Below are 17,641 nucleotides of genomic sequence, written 5' to 3' on the forward strand. Positions count from 1 at the left end.
CTATAACTGGGCTTTTTTTGACAAAACCCAAAGAAAAACGTGATTTCAAAATGTCACGAGGAATATGACCAAGTTAATTAGACCAAATCTAAAAAATATTGACTCATCATTCGCCAAAATAGCCATGACGTCGGTCATAAAGGAAATGTATATCGGGCGACTTCCTATGCTATTATATGCGCACTAAATTTGGCCTTTGTAGCGGAGCCGTAATGAGCCAACATCTTTCTTTACCTAAAGATAAAATTCGTTTCTTGTTGTTAGAAGGCGTTCACCAAAACGCAATCGACACTCTAAATGCTGCTGGATACACCAACATTGACTACCGTAAAACTGCGCTTGAGGGTGAAGCGTTGAAAGAAGCGGTTAAAGATGCTCACTTCATTGGTATTCGTTCACGTACTCAATTAACTGAAGAAGTTTTTGAAGCGGCGAACAAACTGATTGCTGTGGGTTGTTTCTGTATCGGTACAAACCAAGTGAACTTAAATGCTGCAATGATTCGCGGTATTCCAGTATTTAACGCACCATACTCAAATACGCGTTCAGTTGCTGAACTAGTACTTGCTGAAGCGATTCTATTACTTCGTGGTGTTCCTGCAAAATCTGCTTCAACTCACCGTGGTGGTTGGAACAAGTCTGCAGTCGGTTCATTTGAAACTCGTGGTAAAACTTTAGGTATTGTTGGTTACGGTTCGATTGGCTCGCAACTTTCTGTACTTGCTGAAAGTTTAGGTATGCACGTAATTTATTACGATGCCGTAACTAAACTTCCAATGGGTAATGCACGTCAAGTCGGTTCTATGGGTGAACTTCTTGCCAATGCAGACGTCGTATCTCTACACGTTCCAGACGTTCCATCAACTCGCAACTTCTTCGGCAAAGACCAATTTGCTCAAATGAAAGAAGGCGCAATCTTCCTCAATGCTGCACGTGGTACATGTGTCATCATTGAAGATCTTGCTGATGCAATCAAATCTGGTCATATTGCTGGTGCGGCTGTAGACGTATTCCCTAAAGAACCAAAAGCAAACGGTGAAGAATTCGTTTCTCCACTTCGTGGCTTAGACAACGTGATTTTGACTCCTCACGTGGGTGGTTCAACGATGGAAGCGCAAGCGAACATCGGTCTTGAAGTTGCTGAAAAATTCGTTGCTTACTCTGATAAAGGTATGACTTTATCTGCAGTGAACTTCCCAGAAATCGCGTTACCGTTGACTGAAGGCAAACACCGTTTACTTCATATCCACAAAAACGTGCCAGGCGTGCTTTCAAAAATCAACAACTTGTTTGCTGAACACGGTATCAACATCTCTGGTCAGTCTTTAATGACCAAAGGTGATGTCGGTTACTTAGTGATGGACGTTGACGCAACTGCTTCTAAAGAAGCATTGGATACACTTCACGAAGTGGAAGGTACGATCCGAGTTCGCGTATTGTTCTAATCACCTTAGACACTGAAGCCACAGCCTTCGGGCTGTGGTTTTTTTATTGTAATAAACTTTTAAAATCTGGCTAGTGCCACTCTCCCGCTCTTCGAGTCATCGAAACAAATTTAGTCTATGCCAAATTTTAAAATTACCCCTGCCCTACAAGCACCACTGATCTTGCTTATTGCAATGATCAGTATGCAAAGCAGTGGTTCTTTAGCCAAATACCTGTTTGGTCAGTTTCCCATCCTGACCGTGTCCGCGATGCGTTTACTGCTCGGTGCATTAATCTTGGCGATCATCTTTAAAATTTGGCAAATCAATTTTAAACAAGTCAAATGGTCTGCAATTATCAGCTATGGCTGTGCGCTTGCAGGCATGAATATGCTGTTTTACTTGTCCATTGATCGCCTACCTCTCGGCATTGCCGTGTCTTTTGAATTTATTGGCCCTTTAAGTGTTGCGCTATTGGCAGCAAGACGAAAATTCGACTTCGTCTGGGTCGGCCTTGCAATTCTAGGCCTAATTTTGCTGTTTCCTTTTGATCAAGCTGCACAACGACTTGATCCCGTGGGCATTGCCCTCGCCCTTGGCGCAGGTGCCTGCTGGGCACTCTATATCGTGGCAGGTCAGAAACCCTCTGGCGTTTCAGGCAACCATACGGTTTGTTTAGGTATGTTTGTCGGCATGTGTGTTCTGATGCCCATCGCAATCTTTGCAGGTATGCCGGCACAGGCGTTTGAGCCAAGTAGTCTGCTGTATTTTATTGCACTTGCGACCTTAGCCAGTGCTTTACCTTTTACTCTAGAAATGATTGCGCTACGTAACATGACTGCGCTGAGTTTCGGTACACTCATGAGTTTGGAACCCGCTGTTGCCGCTCTCTCGGGTTTTATCTTTTTGCATGAACAATTGTTATGGACACAATGGTTGGCATTAGCAGTGATTATCAGTGCTTCGATTGGCTGTACTTATACCACGCAAAAAGCCAAAGTCATTTAAATTCAAAATCCATCATGATTTGGTCAAATGTTAAAATTCACTCAATTGTTAGCATTAACCGCTATACTGTACTGACTCAAAAATAGGGCTCAACACCGCCCAACAACTGTGTGCCGCATGCCAAATTCACAACTTCTCGCTGTTGTTTTCATGGTGCTCTCCATGATCTCCTATCAGATCAGTGCTTCATTTGCCAAACAACTGTTTTTGGTACTAGACCCACTGAGCGTAACCATTTTAAGGCTGTGTTTTGCCTCGATTATTATTTGTTTGATGTTCCGCTCTTGGCACATTTTAAAACGACTTTCATTTTTAAAATGGCGTGATTTACTCTGCTATAGCGCAGCCCTGTGCCTGATGAATGTCTTGTTCTATATGTCACTGGGCAAACTCCCTCAAGGCATTGCCGTTGGACTCGAGTTTATTGGCCCACTGGGTTTGGCACTGCTGTCGATTAAAAATCGTAGTGACTATATCTGGGTGTTTTTGGCGATCTTAGGGATCGCGTTGATGGTGCCTTGGGGACAAGCTCAAAGCGGCAATTTCTCACTGATTGGTGCGGCGTGTGCATTGGCTGCCGGACTCTGTTGGGCCTTTTATATTTATTTCGGGCAAAAAGTGGTACACCAAAATATTGGTATGCATGCACTGACCATCGCCATTAGTTTATCGGCATTGACCTTATTACCCATCGGCCTCTATAACAACGCATCAGCTTTATTGGATACACAATATTGGCCTAAAGCCTTGTTGATTGCGATTTTAGCTACAGCCATACCTTATGCCCTTGACCTCAAAGCATTGAAGATTCTAAGCAAGCTGAGTTATGGCACATTGTCGAGTATCTCACCTGCTTTGGCAGCCATTACGGGTATGGTGGTATTGGGAGAACGCATTAATATAGGGCAATGGCTTGCTTTGGTGTGTATTATGCTTGCCTCGGTCGGGGTGACAATGCGCTCCTCTCGCACTACAACGACTAGCGGATCAAACTAATTTTCATCTTTATCGCTGAAATAAAAAGACGACCTCTGCCGTCTTTTTTAATTTGGAATTTGTCCTCAAAACTCACTAATATTTATCCCGTCAAACTGTCTTTATCCGCCTTCTTGTATTTTTTATATTCTGCCAAATATTGTTTGGCTAAACTTTCCTTTTGTTTTTCATCTAAGATTTTACCCGCTTGCTGAAAAAAGCCATGTTCTTCTTCCTGCAAATGATGATGTACCGTTTCAGATAACTTTTTCGCAATTGCCAACCAACCTGGATTACTAAATTCAGTTTCCGTCAGTTGCTCTAATAATTCATCCATCTCATGATGTTCCGCCAATGCATGACGGGTGATGTTTAGGCCTGAATCAGTCATCATTAACGGGATGTAAAAATAACGATCTTCGCCAACAGCATGAGCAAATAACTCATTTTTGAGCAGCTCAAATAAATCTCGACGCTCAGGTGTATCCCCTGATGTTTGAATGAGTTTTTCAGCAAGTTCACGTTGCTTTTCATGACTTTGGCGTAAAGCTTCAAATATATTCATTGTAGTGATGACCTCTGATGCTTAGCTAATTGTGTATTATGAAATTTAATTATTATCCACAACTCAAACGAGTCGCTTATTTTCATACTAATCATTTCAGCGACAGAATTCAGCAACGCTCTGTTAAGATTTGTTTTAAGCTTGTCCCGTAAAGGTTTGATAACCCAACCGTACAATCAAAATACTCACCAAAATCAAAAATAGAATTCGAATAAAACCACTGCCGTATTTAATCGCCGCACGTACACCAACGATCGAGCCTAAAATATTTGCTATAGCCATCATCAAGCCTATCGCAAATAACACATGGCCAGTGGGCGCAAAGAAACTCAGTGCAGCTAGATTTGTGGTTAAGTTGGCGACTTTTGACAAAGCAGAGGCATGTAAAAAGTCTGCTTGTAGATAACGAATAAAAAAGAAAATAAAGAAACTGCCCGTACCCGGCCCAAAGATGCCGTCATAAAAGCCAATCACCAGACTACCAATAGCGGCAAGACCGAGGATTTTAGGAGTCAGTTCTTGGCGTACATGCACCTGACCAAATTGTTTTTTGGCAAAGGTATAGATCGCAATCACGATCAACATGACCAAAACGAAAGGACGTAAGACTTCTTTTGGAATCATTGATACACAGGCTGCTCCCACAAAGGAGGCAACAAATGCAAAGCTTGCAATGACCGCAAGTAATTTCCAACGGAGTTTGACTTGGCGTAAAAAAGAATAGGAAGCTGACGCTGTACCAAAAATCGAAGACAACTTATTGGTGCCAAACACCGTCGCCGGAGATAAGTGCGGCATGGCATTCATAATGGCTGGAATTTGAATTAATCCTCCGCCCCCCACTGCTGCATCAATTGCACCGGCAAAAAATGCAAAAAATAAGAGGCTTAAAATAATTTCAATTTCCATAATTTGGCTTCAATGGCTGTTGATGACTATTCAAGATTTAATACACGTTTTGGTACTAAGCGCTTACGATCGGTAATTTCCGCTAGACCTAAGCAACGTTCCCCATCAAATACCAAAACCTGCGCTTCCGCAGCATGCTCAATATTACTTTCCATTCCACGACTAAAATATTCAGCTCGACCTTCCGGCGCTTGCACTTTGCAAAAATGATCGACAGGTGAATACACCGGCAGCAATAATGCTTCACGCTCAGCTTCGGTCAGACTCTCTAAATATTCAATGGTAAAGCTTGGGTTAAGATCAAAATGACCCGTTTGAATACGGTGTAGATAGGTTAAATGTCCGTAAGTACCCAATGCTTTGGCAATATCTTCGCCTAATACACGAATATACGTGCCTTTAGAACAGGTGATGTCGAGTGTAATACTATTCTCATTAAATGATAATAACTCGATGGCATAAATCGAAATTGGACGTGCTTCTCGTTCAATTTCTATCCCTTTACGTGCCAATTCATATAAAGGGCGGCCTTCTTTTTTCAATGCCGAATACATGGGTGGAATTTGTTGAATATCCCCTACAAATTGCGCCAAGACATTTTGAATATTTTCTTCAGTCAATGTTGGAACAGCTTGCTCTAATAGTACTTCACCTTCCACATCACCCGTCGTGGTACTGTGTCCTAAAAAGACGGTGGTTTTATAACGTTTAGTCGAATCCAATAAAAAATGCGAAAACTTTGTTGCTTCACCTAAGCAAATTGGTAATAAACCTGAGGCTAATGGATCTAGCGCACCTGTATGTCCTGCTTTTTGTGCTCGATACAACCAACGCACTTTTTGTAATGCAGCATTCGAGCTAATGCCCAAAGGCTTATTTAATAAAAATACACCATGTACAGGACGACGTTGGATCTTAGGAGAGGCTTTTTTCATGTCAAAATTTGGCTAATACAGGAACAGCGCAATGGTAACAACCCACCTCTAACGTTTACAACTCTTCTATGTTTTTATCTGCGTTTTATGTCATATTGAGTTCGCATTTAGAACTCTAGAACAATTAAAAACGGAATAAAGGTGCATTGGGATATGCAAAAAAATAAACTTTGGCTCATCATAGCCTTGGTCGTTATCGCAGTTGCTGCATTCATATATTGGCTGGCGCCAAAAGCATCACGAAATGATCCTTCAGATCAATCGGTTCAACAACAAAATACGCCTTTAGCGCAGGGCGAAAATGCTACAGCACAAGCCACAAGCGGTTCTTCACTGCTCAGTCCAAGTCAACAAGACACGGAAGTTAACTGTCAAATCAGTATGGATGGTTCAAACCGTCTGATCGTGAACGAACAAACACGGAATTGTTTTGAATATTTCATCACTCAATATGGTGAAAAGTCGATAGATCAAATCAAAAAGGATTTTAAAACCTACATTGCACAAGGTCATAAAGAACCTGCGCTATCCCAAATTTATGATTTGTGGGATCGCTATATGAAATATCGTGAACAATTAGGTCATTTACAGCCACCAAGTGACGACAAAGAATCACCACAATATTATCGCTCGATCTACAGCAGCACACAAAATTTAAGAAAACAGTTCTTTTCTGATTATGAAATTGAAGGTTTATTTGGCAAGGAAAATACTTATCACGAATACACGCTGAAACGGATGGAAGTAGTAAATGACAAAAAACTGTCTGAATCAGAAAAAGCCAAAAAACTAAAAGCCCTGTTTGATGAACTCCCAGAAGATTGGAAAGAAAATCTGGAACAAATCAATAAACTTGAAGATTTACGCAAGCTCACAGCAGACATTAAAGCCCGTGGTGGTTCAAGCGAAGAAATCCATCAAATGCGGTTAAATTTAGTGGGTCCAGAAGCTACTCAGCGCCTTGAAAATCTAGACAGCCAGCGCAGCTCTTGGAAATCTAGCGTAAATCAATACCTCACAGAGCGTGACAGCATTGTGAAAAGCAATATGAGTGACAGTGCGAAACAACAAGCGGTGCAGCAACTCCGTAATCAACATTTTAAATCGAAGGAAGATCAGCTCCGCGTCAGTACCTTTGAATCTGTGCATGATCAAGGTGGAAAATTACCTTTCGCAGAATAACTGCAAACAACAATTTAAAAACAACTTCAATTTCAGGATGAAATGATGAAAAAACCACAAGCTCTTTTATGCGCAATCATCGCTGCATCAGCAGTGATCTCCAGCACACAATCCCAAGCGGCGCCAGGACTCCAACATGTCACCGCCAACAGCTCGGCAAACTATGCCAAGACCAAATATCCGATTGTGTTTACCCATGGTATGTTCGGGTTTACTCGCATTGGTTTTGACAGCTTTGGCATGGATTATTTTTATCAAATTTTGCCAGATTTAGCTCGTAATGGGGCCAATACCTTTGCTGCCCAAGTTTCTCCGCTAGAGTCGACAGAAGTCCGTGGTGAGCAATTGCTCTCTCAAGTCGAAGAAGTTCTTGCTCTGACCGGCCAACCCAAAGTGAACCTCATTGGTCATTCACATGGTGGACCGACAACTCGCTACATTGCAGCGATCAAACCTGAATATGTGGCTTCGGTGACTGGGGTTGCAGGCACTTATCGTGGCTCTCTAGTCGCAGATAAAATCCAAGCGAATAAAACTATTAACTCAGTCTTTGGGGTCCTTGGCGATCAACTCTTAGCACCGATTATTACTTGGGCTGAAGGCAACTCGAGTCTACCCAACAGTGTTGATGCATCACTTACCGCGATCAGTGAAAAAGGTTCTGCTGAATTTAATGCAAAATTTCCAACCGCAGCACTGGCTGCGAACTGTAATCAGTCGGGTGCCAAAGTCGACAATGGCGTGTATTACTACTCATGGACAGGTACAGCACAAACCACGAATGTATTAGATGTACTAGATACAGTGATTAGTCAGCTTGCCCCTTTGGCCTATGGAAATCGTGACAATGACGGTTTGGTTGGACGCTGTAGCACCCACATCGGACAAGTAATCCGTGATGACTACAATCACAACCACTTAGATGAAGTGAATATGGTCTTTGGTCTACGCAGCCTATTTTCACCTGACCCAGTTGCGCTCTACCGCCAACATGCCAATCGTTTAAAATTACAGGGACTGTAGCTTCAAAAGTTGGCTCCCTTTCAGCACTGAACAGGACGTCTTTGGACGTCCTTTTTTGTTTACAATTTTTTTATTTGTACGCATTAAACAATTTAATTCAATAAGTTATTCAATAATAACAACTAAAATAAATAGCAAAAATAAAAGACGAATGTATATAAATATACTTGTCACCTCAATGCCGTCCATGTCCTAAAATGACATGGAATTTCAAACCGAGCATGAAAAAATGACAAGGCATCTTTGTCTATTCAAACTCTCTAAAATCAAAGATATGGCCTGGCCAATCACAAAGATGATGCTTAAAAATAGAGAGTATTTTCATTATTAAAAAGTAATAAAAACAACATCAGATCAAGGAACATTTATGCGATCTTTAGTAAACACGGCCAAGATGGCCTCTGTAGCTGCAATTGCAAGCTTAGCGATCAGTATATCGGCAAGCACTCAAGCTGCGCCTAGCGTCCTCCAGGTGAAGGAAACGGCAAAATCTGACTACGCAAAAACCAAATATCCAATTTTAATGGTGCATGGTTGGCTCGGTTGGTCACGTATCGGTACCGACACCATTGGACTGGATTATTGGTACCAAATCTTGCCAGATATGGCACGAAATGGCTCAACCGTATTCGCAGCGCAATTATCTCCTGCAAATACCACAGCACATCGTGGTGAGCAGTTAATTGCACAAGTTGAAGATGTTTTGGCTATTACAGGGAAGCCAAAACTTAACTTAATCGGTCACTCTCATGGTGGCCCAACGGTATTGTATGTGGCTCAAACAAAACCACAGTACATTGCGTCTATTACAGGTGTTGCAGGGACCTATCACGGCTCTAAAGTAGCGGATGATATTCAAGGCAACTCACTTTCTCGTACTGCCTTCAATATTTTAGGTGATTATATTGTCGGCCCATTGATTGCTTTGGGTCAGGCAAAACCTGAGCTTGAAATTGATTTCGATGCTTCTATGAAATCATTATCACAAAAAGGTTCTGCTACATTTAACAGTACGGTTGCAAAATCTGCTGTAGCTGACGGTGTTTTGGCATCTTCAGAAAATTGCAGTAAGAACTTGAAGCAAGTCGACAGCAAAGGCATCCAATACTATTCATGGACGGGTGTTGCGCAAACCACAAATCTACTTGATATCGACACGATCCTGATGCAACTCGGGCCATTGTCTTATGGTAATAAAGACAATGACGGTATGGTTGCACGTTGTAGTGCTTATATCGGTAAAGTCATTAACGACAGCTACAAACTTAACCATACCGATTTAGCCAATATGATGTTCGGCTTAACGGGTCTATTTGCACAAGATCCTGTGGCACTGTACCGTCAACATGCTAACCGTTTAAAACTGCAAGGACTTTAATTCTTATCGTTGAAGTTTCAATTCACTAAGGGGGCTTCGGCCCTCTTATTTACTTTAATCGATCTGATAAATCATGCTCTTTTATTTTGTTACATTTAGCGTCACAGTTAATCTTTTTCAATTTGCAACAGGTGGTCTTTATTGCTTTATTAGAAGTGACAATAAATATTGTCAAAAAACAATAATACATTGAGGATCGCTCATGAAATACGGACCATTTTTAGCAGGTTTAATTGCAGCTACATGCATCGGTAATGTATCTGCATCGCAAGCAACCCAAGTCACCGCCAAAGCTAGTTCTAGCTATGCAAAGACCAAATATCCAATCGTATTTAACCATGGTATGGGTGGTTTCATTACCGTTGGTACGGACTCTTTTGGACTCGACTATTGGTATCAAATCCTGCCTGATCTTGCCCGCAATGGTGCAAATGTCTGGGCAACGCGCGTATCGCCGTTTAACTCCACCGAAGTACGTGGCGAACAACTTTTACAACAGGTCCTTGAAATCCGAGCACTCACCGGTGCAGATAAAGTGAATTTGATTGGACATAGTCATGGTGGACCAACGATTCGTTATGTTGCCGGTGTGCGCCCAGATGTCGTGGCTTCATTAACCAGTGTTGCAGGACCTCATCAAGGCTCCCCTGTTGCAGATTTAATTTTAAAAGCTGAAGGCACCGCTGTCGAAGCACCCTTGGTCGGAGCTGTGAATTTTGTCTCTAAAGCCATTGTTTGGGCGCAAGGTCTAGATCCAACGACTTATCCTCATGATGCATTGGCAGGTGGTTCAAGTTTAACGCTAGCGGGTTCTGCAAAGTACAATACCGCATTCCCTCTGGGCTTGCCTAAATCCAATTGTGCTGATGGTAATAGCGTGGAAAAAGGCATTTATAACTATTCATTTACAGGTGTGGGCCAAATCACCAATATTTTAGATTTAGACTCAGCACTAAAAGTGACCGCATTACTGATCGATGGCGGAAAAGACAATGATGGCCTCGTATCACGCTGTAGTGCCAAGTTTGGTAAAACCATTCGTGATAACTACAACTGGAACCATTTAGATGAAGTCAACCAAGTGCTTGGTCTCAAAGCGTTGTTCGCACCAGATCCTGTCGATGTCTATCGTCAACATGCAAACCGGCTAAAATCTCAAGGTTTATAATTTTCTTTCTCGCATAAAAAATGCGCCAAAAGGCGCATTTTTTACAGCGTTGTAAAACAAATTATTTTGCTTTACGAGCTGGTAATTTTTCACGAATACGTGCAGCTTTACCAGACAATTCACGTAGGTAGTAAAGTTTAGCACGACGAACGTCACCTCGACGTTTCACTTCGATACCAGCAACGATTGGTGAGTGAGTTTGGAATACACGCTCAACACCGAAACCGCTAGAAATTTTACGTACTGTGAACGCAGAGTTCAAACCACGATTTTTCTTAGCAATTACAACACCTTCAAATGCCTGAAGACGTTCACGCTCACCTTCTTTTACTTTAACTTGAACAACTACTGTGTCACCAGGAGCAAAAGCAGGGATGTCTTGTTTCAACTGTGCATTTTCAACAGCTTGTACTAAAGGATGTTTACCGCTCATGGGGTATCTCCGATTATGCGAGTTAGAAGAGGTCTAATCATCGCTGGGGCTAGAGGCTAAAGCGCATAGACCCGATTGACTTTCCCTTTATGCTTGACCGCTTCAATGCATAAAGAGCCTAATATAAGATTTAAAAAATTAAACCTTGGAATCTTTTAGCCATTTCTTTTGCTGCTTGGTCAATTCAACTTTTTCAACCAACTCAGGTCGGCGTTCTAAAGTGCGTTGATATCGCTGCAAAAACCGCCACTTCTCAATATTGGCATGATGTCCCGATTTTAATACTTCAGGAACATCTAAACCTTCAAAATGGTCTGGCTTGGTATATTGTGGGCAATCTAAAAGACCATCCACAAATGAGTCTTGCACATGTGATTGCTCATCAGACATTGCACCCGGAAGTCTCCGAATCACACTATCCAATAAAACCATCGCAGGAAGTTCACCACCAGATAAAACGTAATCGCCTATTGACCATTCCTGATCAACATATTGTTGGATCAAACGCTCATCTACACCTTCATAACGACCACACAATACAATCAATCCATCATATTTGACGAAATCTTGTACCGAAGGTTCATTTAAGGTTTTTCCTTGCGGCGACATATACACCACAGGGACATGAACAGCACCCGCTTGCTTGGCAAGCTGTTTGGCACGATGAATTGCTCTCGCTAATGGCTCAGCCATCATCACCATACCTGGACCACCACCAAATGGACGTTCATCCACTCTTTTGTAGTTGCCCTCAGCAAATTCGCGTGGATTGATACAATGAACTTGCACAATGTCACGTTTTGCTGCGCGCCCGCTAATACCGTAGGCTGTAATCGCTTCAAACATTTCAGGAAAAAGCGTAATGACTGCAAAAAACATCGCAGACTCCTCTATTTTCCTGCTGCGTCAATCCTTAAAGGATTAATAATCTACGCCCCAATTTACGTAGATACGACCAGCTTCGAGATCAACACGCTGTACCACATCTTTATGCCATGGAATCATTCGCTCTTCGCTATCGACGCTCTCAGCAGTAGCGCGAACTACCATCACGTCGTTAGCACCTGTTTCAAACAATTCGTGGATTTGACCAAGGTTGACTTCTTGCTCATCTTCTCCAAGACCTAACACTGTTAAGCCCTTCAAATCTGACCAGTAGTACTCATCCACGCCTGCTTGAGGCAGTTGCGATTTAGAGATCCAGATATTTGCGCCAACCAAGTTATCTGCCGCGGTACGATCACTCACACCTTTTAGCGAAACAACTAAGCCTTTGCCATGTGGTTTCCAACGTTTTACATCTACTGTTTGCCAACCTGCTTTGGTCTCAATGTACCAAGGGAGGTAGTCAAAAATATTGCTCATAGGTTCTGTATTGGAATAGACCCAGAGCCACCCATTTAATCCATATGCTGAACGTAGCTGTCCAATCTGAATACGATCTTCGGGAACATTCTGTGTTGGTGTCATGGGTAACCTACTACTAATTAAGCAGTAGCTGCAGCTTTCTTAGCTTCAGCAGCTAAAGAAGCAACACGTTCTGAAGGTTGAGCACCTTGTGAAACCCAGTGAGCAAAACGGTCAGCATCTAAACGAAGTTTTTCTGCTTTACCTTGAGCTGTAGGGTTGAAGAAACCGATACGTTCGATGAAACGACCGTCACGTGCATTACGGCTATCAGTCACAATGATTTGATAGAACGGACGTTTTTTAGCACCACCGCGTGCAAGACGAATAACAACCATGATAGAACCTTATAGTTTTTACGGATTATCCCTGTACCGACCATCGATACATTTCAAACCCCTTTCATAGAGGGCAATATTTTACGTGAAATTTGCCCTGAATGAAAGATCAAAAAGTGTTTATCCACAATTTTGAATTTGAGGTTATTTACCGTCCCAGTTTGAGGTGGCAGATGGAGTACAAGGATTTCCATTGTTTTTATCTGAGCCTTTTGTCCAACAACGCTCGCCGCGAGAGTTTAGAACCAAATGGCCATTACCTGCTTGTTGTTGAGCAGGAACAGGAGTTGCTGTCATTGTCCATGTCTCTCCAGTCAACACCCCATCTGCTACAGGAGTAATCACAATATTGTAAAGCGCTTGTCCTGTGCGGGGTAAACTGTTTGGAATATCTAGATTTACGATGTTTGCACCTCGAAAACTATAATTACTTGCTTTAAAGTTGCTCAACTTTCTGGCTATTTCTAACATCTCAGTTTGCGCATCCACTCTTTTGGTCTTACGCACATATTCTTGATAGCTTGGATAGGCTATAGCAGCTAATACTCCAATAATAGCGACTACAATCATTAATTCAACTAAAGTAAAACCACGATTTACCATTTCTCAGCCCCCTCGCCACAGCCTGTACGAGTAACTAAGTTAGCCTTATTCTTGCATTTATTTCCTTCACTCGTCATCAAAAAGTTAAAACTCTTGTCTTTAACCAATGTATTGGATGTATTTTTCGTTACTATAATTGCCCATTGCTGAGCCAAACCCAATGTATCGGAATCAGGATCATTACAAGAAGCATCAACTAGGACTTGATTATTCGCCCTGCTATCAACCAAAGTTAATGTGTACTGCACATTTGTGCCGACAGCATTAATTGGATAATTAATAGCTGTTAAATTATCCAACGCCCCACCGTAGTAATCCTGCAAATCAAAACATTTATATGTAAAGTTTTTTGCTTTATGCTTTTCCAGCAATTCTGAAATTTTAAGTATCTCTTGAGTTACACCAGCTTCTGCTGCCCTACGGACATAAGCCTGATAACTTGGAAAAGCGATGGCTGCTATAATCGCCATAACCATCACTACAACCATAACTTCGATTAAGGTAAAGCCACGATTAGATTTTATCATCTCATGTTCCTACCTTTTCTCAAACCAACGTGTTGGATTCAATACACGAGTACATTGCCAATTACCTAAACCTGCATTATTCGTTGATAAGGTGTAATTACCACAGCTATTACCGCCACCACCACCATTATTCGCTAATGCCAAGCCTTGAATACCCTTTCCAACTACATTTGTGTTTTTATACTGCCCACCGACATTTTCAACCCTAAAGCCAGATTTCTTCTCTCGCTCTAAATCATTAGCTCCCGCTGCGGTTGTACAAATACCAAAAGGCAAACAATATTGCTGACGGTCGGTCTCACCAATAACGCGAGGCAAACAAGGGTCTTGAGGTGTTATACCAGTTCCCTCTGGATCATAAACAGAAAGAAATAAATTATTTCCAATTGCAATAGGCTCTTCAAAAGCCTTTAAACCACCTGATTGTCTAAAAGTGTTATTTGCTAATTCGGCACCAGCACTCGTTGTATCCCAACTCCAAGAAAGTGAGCGATACCATCCCTGTTTAGGTACTGTTGCATTAAAAAACTTGCTATAGATTGTTTCGTTACCTGAAATACTTGTTTGTGGATTTGCTAATAAATCCGCTAAAGTCAAATTCGTAGTTTTCAAACGGTTTTCAAACGGCACATCCACTACTGTCGTTGCTGTTGTATAATTACCAGTAAGCGCTCTATTTGTGATCAAGTCTTTATTAATAAAGTCCAAATCAAACAAACCATAAACTTTATTGGTCGGACGGTCTGTCAAGGCTACTAGTGGACTTAAACCATCACGCCCCTTAACAGGGGCAACATCTAATGGTGTACTACGGTCTCCAGAAGCAGCACCAACCAAAATAAATGTTTTTCCACCCTCATCATGGATTGTCAAAGTCACAGGTTCATATAACCGAGGGTTATCACCATTCGTTATTGCAGCACCTGCTGATGTAGTTGCTAAATCAGCCAATCTAACTGTACGAACCCCAAAGTCCGAATATGTGATTGCACCACTAGTTGTACTTTTGGTTTGATAGTTATCCATATCAACACGGAAAACTTGACCGCCTAAATCACCAAAGTACAAATGATCCACATAACCATCACCATCTCGATCTAAAGTACTAATACGTGAAACAATACTATGTTTTAAATTAGAGTTATTCGCATCAGAATTAGTATTACTGACCCAAAATAAACGCTTACCAGTTTCAGCATCAATTACATAAACAGCATTACCTTTAGTCTCTGTTTTATTACAAGTATCAACTACATTTCCAGTAGAATCTTTTAGTTGATATTCTGAAGGATTAGCTACACCTAATCTAAAACGTGGATTTTCATAACACGCATCATATCCACCGCCAACAACCATCGCCCGAGTTGGCACACCTTTATAACGGATATTAATTAATACAGGTTTCGACCAAGACTGCCCCATTCTAGTGTAATTTAATTGATCTGCTCCTATTCTAAATTTAAGCTTCGGCTCGCTAGTATCAAGAACATCTAAGGCATAATAGCTAGAACCACCCATTCGCAACCCGCCAAAAATATTCATTTTAGTTGCTTTAATTTGTGAAGCTGGATATTTACCCTCCGCCCTATACTCAGCATCAACTATCCAAGGAGAGTCCACGCCATGTGCCGGTGCTGGTGTACCAGAACCAGATTTAACCAAGGCATTTGATTCATTTGGCTTATTTAATATTTCTGATGGTAAGAACACCATTTGTTCCTCACCAGTTGTTCCATCAACAATATGCAAACCACCTTCCATCGAACCATACAAAATAGATTGCTTACGCGGCTTTAATATTGTTCCGTCTGGTAATTCAATATCGCTTGTTGCTAACTCGCCTGACTCAGTTACAGTACCTGAATATGTCATTTGTACTGGAAACGAATGAATTATTCCTCCCATCGAAAAATAAGGTGATCCTTCATAATTTACAGCAGCATTTTCTGGGAAATCCTCTAAAGCAGTATCGACTTTAAATCCAATATAATTCAGCAGCTTTAAACGAACCGCTAATGGAAAACTTTTTAAAACATCTTGGTTTCTAAATTGGTTAAGAATTGAATCCTTAGAGCTGATTGTTCCTGTTGCTAATTTAGGAATCTGCATCAATGGCTTAGCTACATCATACTCACCATTATTTTTTAGAGTCGATAATGCAGTAATAGTTGTACCATTTGAACTCCCCGCGTCTGTAAATACTTTTCTGAACTTTGCTGGGCTAGAAGCAATGGGAACTGGCATCATTTCATAAGCACCGCCTACGTTAATTTTCCCACCATCATTTTGAGTCCGAGCACCCCATAAATTTTTTGTTGCTGTTTCAAAATCACCTTTCGCATTAAAAATATTAGTTGTTCCATCAACCAGCACGCCATTATTAAGACTATATTTTTTTAAGTTTCCAACCCAAGCCAACAAACTGGGTTGGGCTGGATTTGGCTCCAACATGCGCAGGTAACCGACATTCTGCAACCCATTGGGATTTAAGGCATCTACAGGAATAGAAAGGGTGCCCGTCGGCAATGGCGCTAGGGGATCTGTACCTAAATTATCAATAAAGTTTAAAACGCTTGTGGTTACATCAGCCGCACTATTCCCCGTATAAAAACCACCATTACCATACCCGCCTACTGGATTGGCATGATCAACATTATTTTTAGTTAATCCGTCAGTTTGATAGTACGAACAATCATCACCTTTCAAACGAGACCCTAATTTACAAGCATTTTTTACATTATCCTTAGTCAAACTATTAAAATCAGAGCCAAATCCAACAAAAGCTGTTTGAATTTTTACTCCAGCATAATTGGTATTACTATATAGTTTTTGCGCAAATGCCCCCATGCATTTCCAACCAGTATTATTTTTAATATTTGATAAATTAGTACCAGCAGCTGAACAATTAAAGTCAGATAATGTCGTAGTGTTTGGATTTGTTAATACTTTCTGCATTAATTCTTGTGATTCTGTATCGCTAGTCCCATTAGGTTCACCATCAGAAAGTATATAAATACCCTGTCCATCACAACTGACTCGTTTTGAAGACTCCGGTAAAGGTGACTTATACTTCACACCGTCACGAACCAACACATTAGAGGCATAAAAAGATGAGTTTTTCTGAGCATAATAATAAGTATTACCAGATTTAACCTCACTTACTAGACCATCAATGTTAGGGCTATTTGTAATTTTCGACCAACTACATCCCCACCAATAACAATCATTCCTATACCAAACCGCCGGTGTATTGTTAGTTCTGTAATATATCGGGTCGGTATCTGGTTGCTTAACACCTAATAATGGACTCGTCCCCATCAAATAAGCTGCAGCCTCAGCATATGCATGAGCTGTAGGGGTATTACCACTCGCAGATAAGTCACTCACAGCATTTTTCAGAGCTATACGTTGTTCAGAACCAACAGCCCCTAATTTTTTTGCCTCTACTTTTATTACCCCTGTTTTACCATCACCATTATAAGAATAGTGACCTAAACCCATTACAATGTTATCTAATTTTGGATCAGTGCTGTTTAAAACAGCATTTAAACCATTTTTCATTGCCTGTAAGCGATTAACATCTTTAACACCCGTCGGGTCTTTCATACTCCCTGACGTATCCAACATCATTACAAGTGTTTTTTGTCCAGCTGTCGGCATGGCATAAATTTGTAAGTCACTAGCTTGTGTAACACTGCTGCACATAAGAGCCGTCAAAGAAGCACTCAGCACAGTCATTTGATTTTTTTTAAGTTGCATAATATAT

Annotated in this window: 17 protein-coding genes; 7 read left to right on the top strand and 10 right to left on the bottom strand. The window is 41.3% G+C overall.

Annotated elements, in window-relative coordinates:
* Window positions 1–212 precede the first annotated feature (212 nt).
* From serA to FTV27_RS03815, 3 genes are all read left to right on the top strand, one after another.
* On the top strand, window positions 213–1,445 hold the full coding sequence (gene serA / locus FTV27_RS03805) for a phosphoglycerate dehydrogenase (RefSeq protein WP_078192852.1): 1,233 nt from the start codon (window positions 213–215) through the stop codon (window positions 1,443–1,445).
* Between the two features lie 117 nt (window positions 1,446–1,562).
* Complete coding sequence (locus FTV27_RS03810) at window positions 1,563–2,432, top strand: EamA family transporter (protein WP_180077090.1); 870 nt, start codon at window positions 1,563–1,565, stop codon at window positions 2,430–2,432.
* Between the two features lie 117 nt (window positions 2,433–2,549).
* Window positions 2,550–3,428, top strand: a complete 879-nt coding sequence (locus FTV27_RS03815; protein WP_180077091.1) for a DMT family transporter — start codon at window positions 2,550–2,552, stop codon at window positions 3,426–3,428.
* Window positions 3,429–3,510: 82 nt separating this feature from the next.
* Here FTV27_RS03815 and FTV27_RS03820 read toward each other — a convergent pair whose 3' ends face one another.
* From FTV27_RS03820 to truB, 3 genes are all read right to left on the bottom strand, one after another.
* Window positions 3,511–3,972, bottom strand: a complete 462-nt coding sequence (locus tag FTV27_RS03820) for a hemerythrin domain-containing protein (protein ID WP_078192502.1) — start codon at window positions 3,970–3,972, stop codon at window positions 3,511–3,513.
* A gap of 135 nt (window positions 3,973–4,107) precedes the next feature.
* The gene (locus FTV27_RS03825; RefSeq protein ID WP_180077092.1) at window positions 4,108–4,881 is read right to left on the bottom strand and encodes a TSUP family transporter; all 774 of its coding nucleotides are present in this window, start codon (window positions 4,879–4,881) and stop codon (window positions 4,108–4,110) included.
* Between the two features lie 26 nt (window positions 4,882–4,907).
* Window positions 4,908–5,816 (bottom strand): tRNA pseudouridine(55) synthase TruB, encoded by a 909-nt coding sequence (gene truB, locus FTV27_RS03830; RefSeq protein ID WP_180077093.1) that lies wholly within the window; start codon window positions 5,814–5,816, stop codon window positions 4,908–4,910.
* 153 nt (window positions 5,817–5,969) lie between these two features.
* On the opposite strand from truB, the gene FTV27_RS03835 reads away from it, so the two are divergent.
* The 4 genes from FTV27_RS03835 to FTV27_RS03850 all read left to right on the top strand — a co-directional run bounded on the left by FTV27_RS03835 (window position 5,970) and on the right by FTV27_RS03850 (window position 10,567).
* Window positions 5,970–6,998: a lipase secretion chaperone gene (locus FTV27_RS03835; protein ID WP_180077094.1), complete on the top strand. Its 1,029-nt coding sequence runs from the start codon at window positions 5,970–5,972 to the stop codon at window positions 6,996–6,998.
* A 42-nt stretch (window positions 6,999–7,040) separates the two neighbouring features.
* Entirely contained in the window at window positions 7,041–8,021 is a 981-nt protein-coding gene (locus tag FTV27_RS03840; RefSeq protein ID WP_373683060.1) for an esterase/lipase family protein, read from the top strand.
* 367 nt (window positions 8,022–8,388) lie between these two features.
* Window positions 8,389–9,399: a triacylglycerol lipase gene (locus tag FTV27_RS03845; protein WP_180077095.1), complete on the top strand. Its 1,011-nt coding sequence runs from the start codon at window positions 8,389–8,391 to the stop codon at window positions 9,397–9,399.
* Between the two features lie 202 nt (window positions 9,400–9,601).
* Window positions 9,602–10,567 (top strand): triacylglycerol lipase, encoded by a 966-nt coding sequence (locus FTV27_RS03850; protein WP_180077096.1) that lies wholly within the window; start codon window positions 9,602–9,604, stop codon window positions 10,565–10,567.
* A 61-nt stretch (window positions 10,568–10,628) separates the two neighbouring features.
* Here the strand turns inward: FTV27_RS03850 and rplS are convergent, their stop codons facing one another.
* The 7 genes from rplS to FTV27_RS03885 all read right to left on the bottom strand — a co-directional run bounded on the left by rplS (window position 10,629) and on the right by FTV27_RS03885 (window position 17,634).
* The gene (gene rplS / locus FTV27_RS03855) at window positions 10,629–11,000 is read right to left on the bottom strand and encodes a 50S ribosomal protein L19 (RefSeq protein ID WP_078189351.1); all 372 of its coding nucleotides are present in this window, start codon (window positions 10,998–11,000) and stop codon (window positions 10,629–10,631) included.
* A gap of 138 nt (window positions 11,001–11,138) precedes the next feature.
* Window positions 11,139–11,879: a tRNA (guanosine(37)-N1)-methyltransferase TrmD gene (gene trmD, locus FTV27_RS03860; protein WP_180077097.1), complete on the bottom strand. Its 741-nt coding sequence runs from the start codon at window positions 11,877–11,879 to the stop codon at window positions 11,139–11,141.
* 42 nt (window positions 11,880–11,921) lie between these two features.
* Complete coding sequence (gene rimM / locus FTV27_RS03865) at window positions 11,922–12,470, bottom strand: ribosome maturation factor RimM (protein WP_180049205.1); 549 nt, start codon at window positions 12,468–12,470, stop codon at window positions 11,922–11,924.
* A 17-nt stretch (window positions 12,471–12,487) separates the two neighbouring features.
* Entirely contained in the window at window positions 12,488–12,745 is a 258-nt protein-coding gene (gene rpsP / locus FTV27_RS03870) for a 30S ribosomal protein S16 (RefSeq protein ID WP_078189354.1), read from the bottom strand.
* Window positions 12,746–12,889: 144 nt separating this feature from the next.
* Window positions 12,890–13,348, bottom strand: a complete 459-nt coding sequence (locus FTV27_RS03875; RefSeq protein WP_180077098.1) for a type IV pilin protein — start codon at window positions 13,346–13,348, stop codon at window positions 12,890–12,892.
* Entirely contained in the window at window positions 13,342–13,875 is a 534-nt protein-coding gene (locus FTV27_RS03880) for a type IV pilin protein (protein WP_218949522.1), read from the bottom strand. Before FTV27_RS03880 ends, FTV27_RS03875 begins: the two co-directional genes overlap by 7 nt.
* Before the next feature lie 9 nt (window positions 13,876–13,884).
* A complete protein-coding gene (locus FTV27_RS03885; protein WP_218949517.1) occupies window positions 13,885–17,634 on the bottom strand; it encodes a VWA domain-containing protein in 3,750 nt (1,249 codons plus the stop codon).
* Window positions 17,635–17,641 lie beyond the last annotated feature (7 nt).

This window comes from Acinetobacter sp. YH12251 (genome assembly GCF_013417465.1).
GTDB lineage: Bacteria > Pseudomonadota > Gammaproteobacteria > Pseudomonadales > Moraxellaceae > Acinetobacter > Acinetobacter amyesii.

Coding starts and splice junctions, on each gene's coding strand:
- rpsP (WP_078189354.1), bottom strand. CDS start 12,745: ATGGTTGTTATTCGTCTTGCACGCGGTGGTGCTAAAAAACGTCCGTTC.
- FTV27_RS03820 (WP_078192502.1), bottom strand. CDS start 3,972: ATGAATATATTTGAAGCTTTACGCCAAAGTCATGAAAAGCAACGTGAA.
- serA (WP_078192852.1), top strand. CDS start 213: ATGAGCCAACATCTTTCTTTACCTAAAGATAAAATTCGTTTCTTGTTG.
- rimM (WP_180049205.1), bottom strand. CDS start 12,470: ATGACACCAACACAGAATGTTCCCGAAGATCGTATTCAGATTGGACAG.
- FTV27_RS03810 (WP_180077090.1), top strand. CDS start 1,563: ATGCCAAATTTTAAAATTACCCCTGCCCTACAAGCACCACTGATCTTG.
- FTV27_RS03825 (WP_180077092.1), bottom strand. CDS start 4,881: ATGGAAATTGAAATTATTTTAAGCCTCTTATTTTTTGCATTTTTTGCC.
- FTV27_RS03885 (WP_218949517.1), bottom strand. CDS start 17,634: ATGCAACTTAAAAAAAATCAAATGACTGTGCTGAGTGCTTCTTTGACG.
- FTV27_RS03850 (WP_180077096.1), top strand. CDS start 9,602: ATGAAATACGGACCATTTTTAGCAGGTTTAATTGCAGCTACATGCATC.
- trmD (WP_180077097.1), bottom strand. CDS start 11,879: ATGTTTTTTGCAGTCATTACGCTTTTTCCTGAAATGTTTGAAGCGATT.
- truB (WP_180077093.1), bottom strand. CDS start 5,816: ATGAAAAAAGCCTCTCCTAAGATCCAACGTCGTCCTGTACATGGTGTA.
- FTV27_RS03875 (WP_180077098.1), bottom strand. CDS start 13,348: ATGGTAAATCGTGGTTTTACTTTAGTTGAATTAATGATTGTAGTCGCT.
- FTV27_RS03835 (WP_180077094.1), top strand. CDS start 5,970: ATGCAAAAAAATAAACTTTGGCTCATCATAGCCTTGGTCGTTATCGCA.
- FTV27_RS03815 (WP_180077091.1), top strand. CDS start 2,550: ATGCCAAATTCACAACTTCTCGCTGTTGTTTTCATGGTGCTCTCCATG.
- FTV27_RS03840 (WP_373683060.1), top strand. CDS start 7,041: ATGATGAAAAAACCACAAGCTCTTTTATGCGCAATCATCGCTGCATCA.
- FTV27_RS03880 (WP_218949522.1), bottom strand. CDS start 13,875: ATGATAAAATCTAATCGTGGCTTTACCTTAATCGAAGTTATGGTTGTA.
- FTV27_RS03845 (WP_180077095.1), top strand. CDS start 8,389: ATGCGATCTTTAGTAAACACGGCCAAGATGGCCTCTGTAGCTGCAATT.
- rplS (WP_078189351.1), bottom strand. CDS start 11,000: ATGAGCGGTAAACATCCTTTAGTACAAGCTGTTGAAAATGCACAGTTG.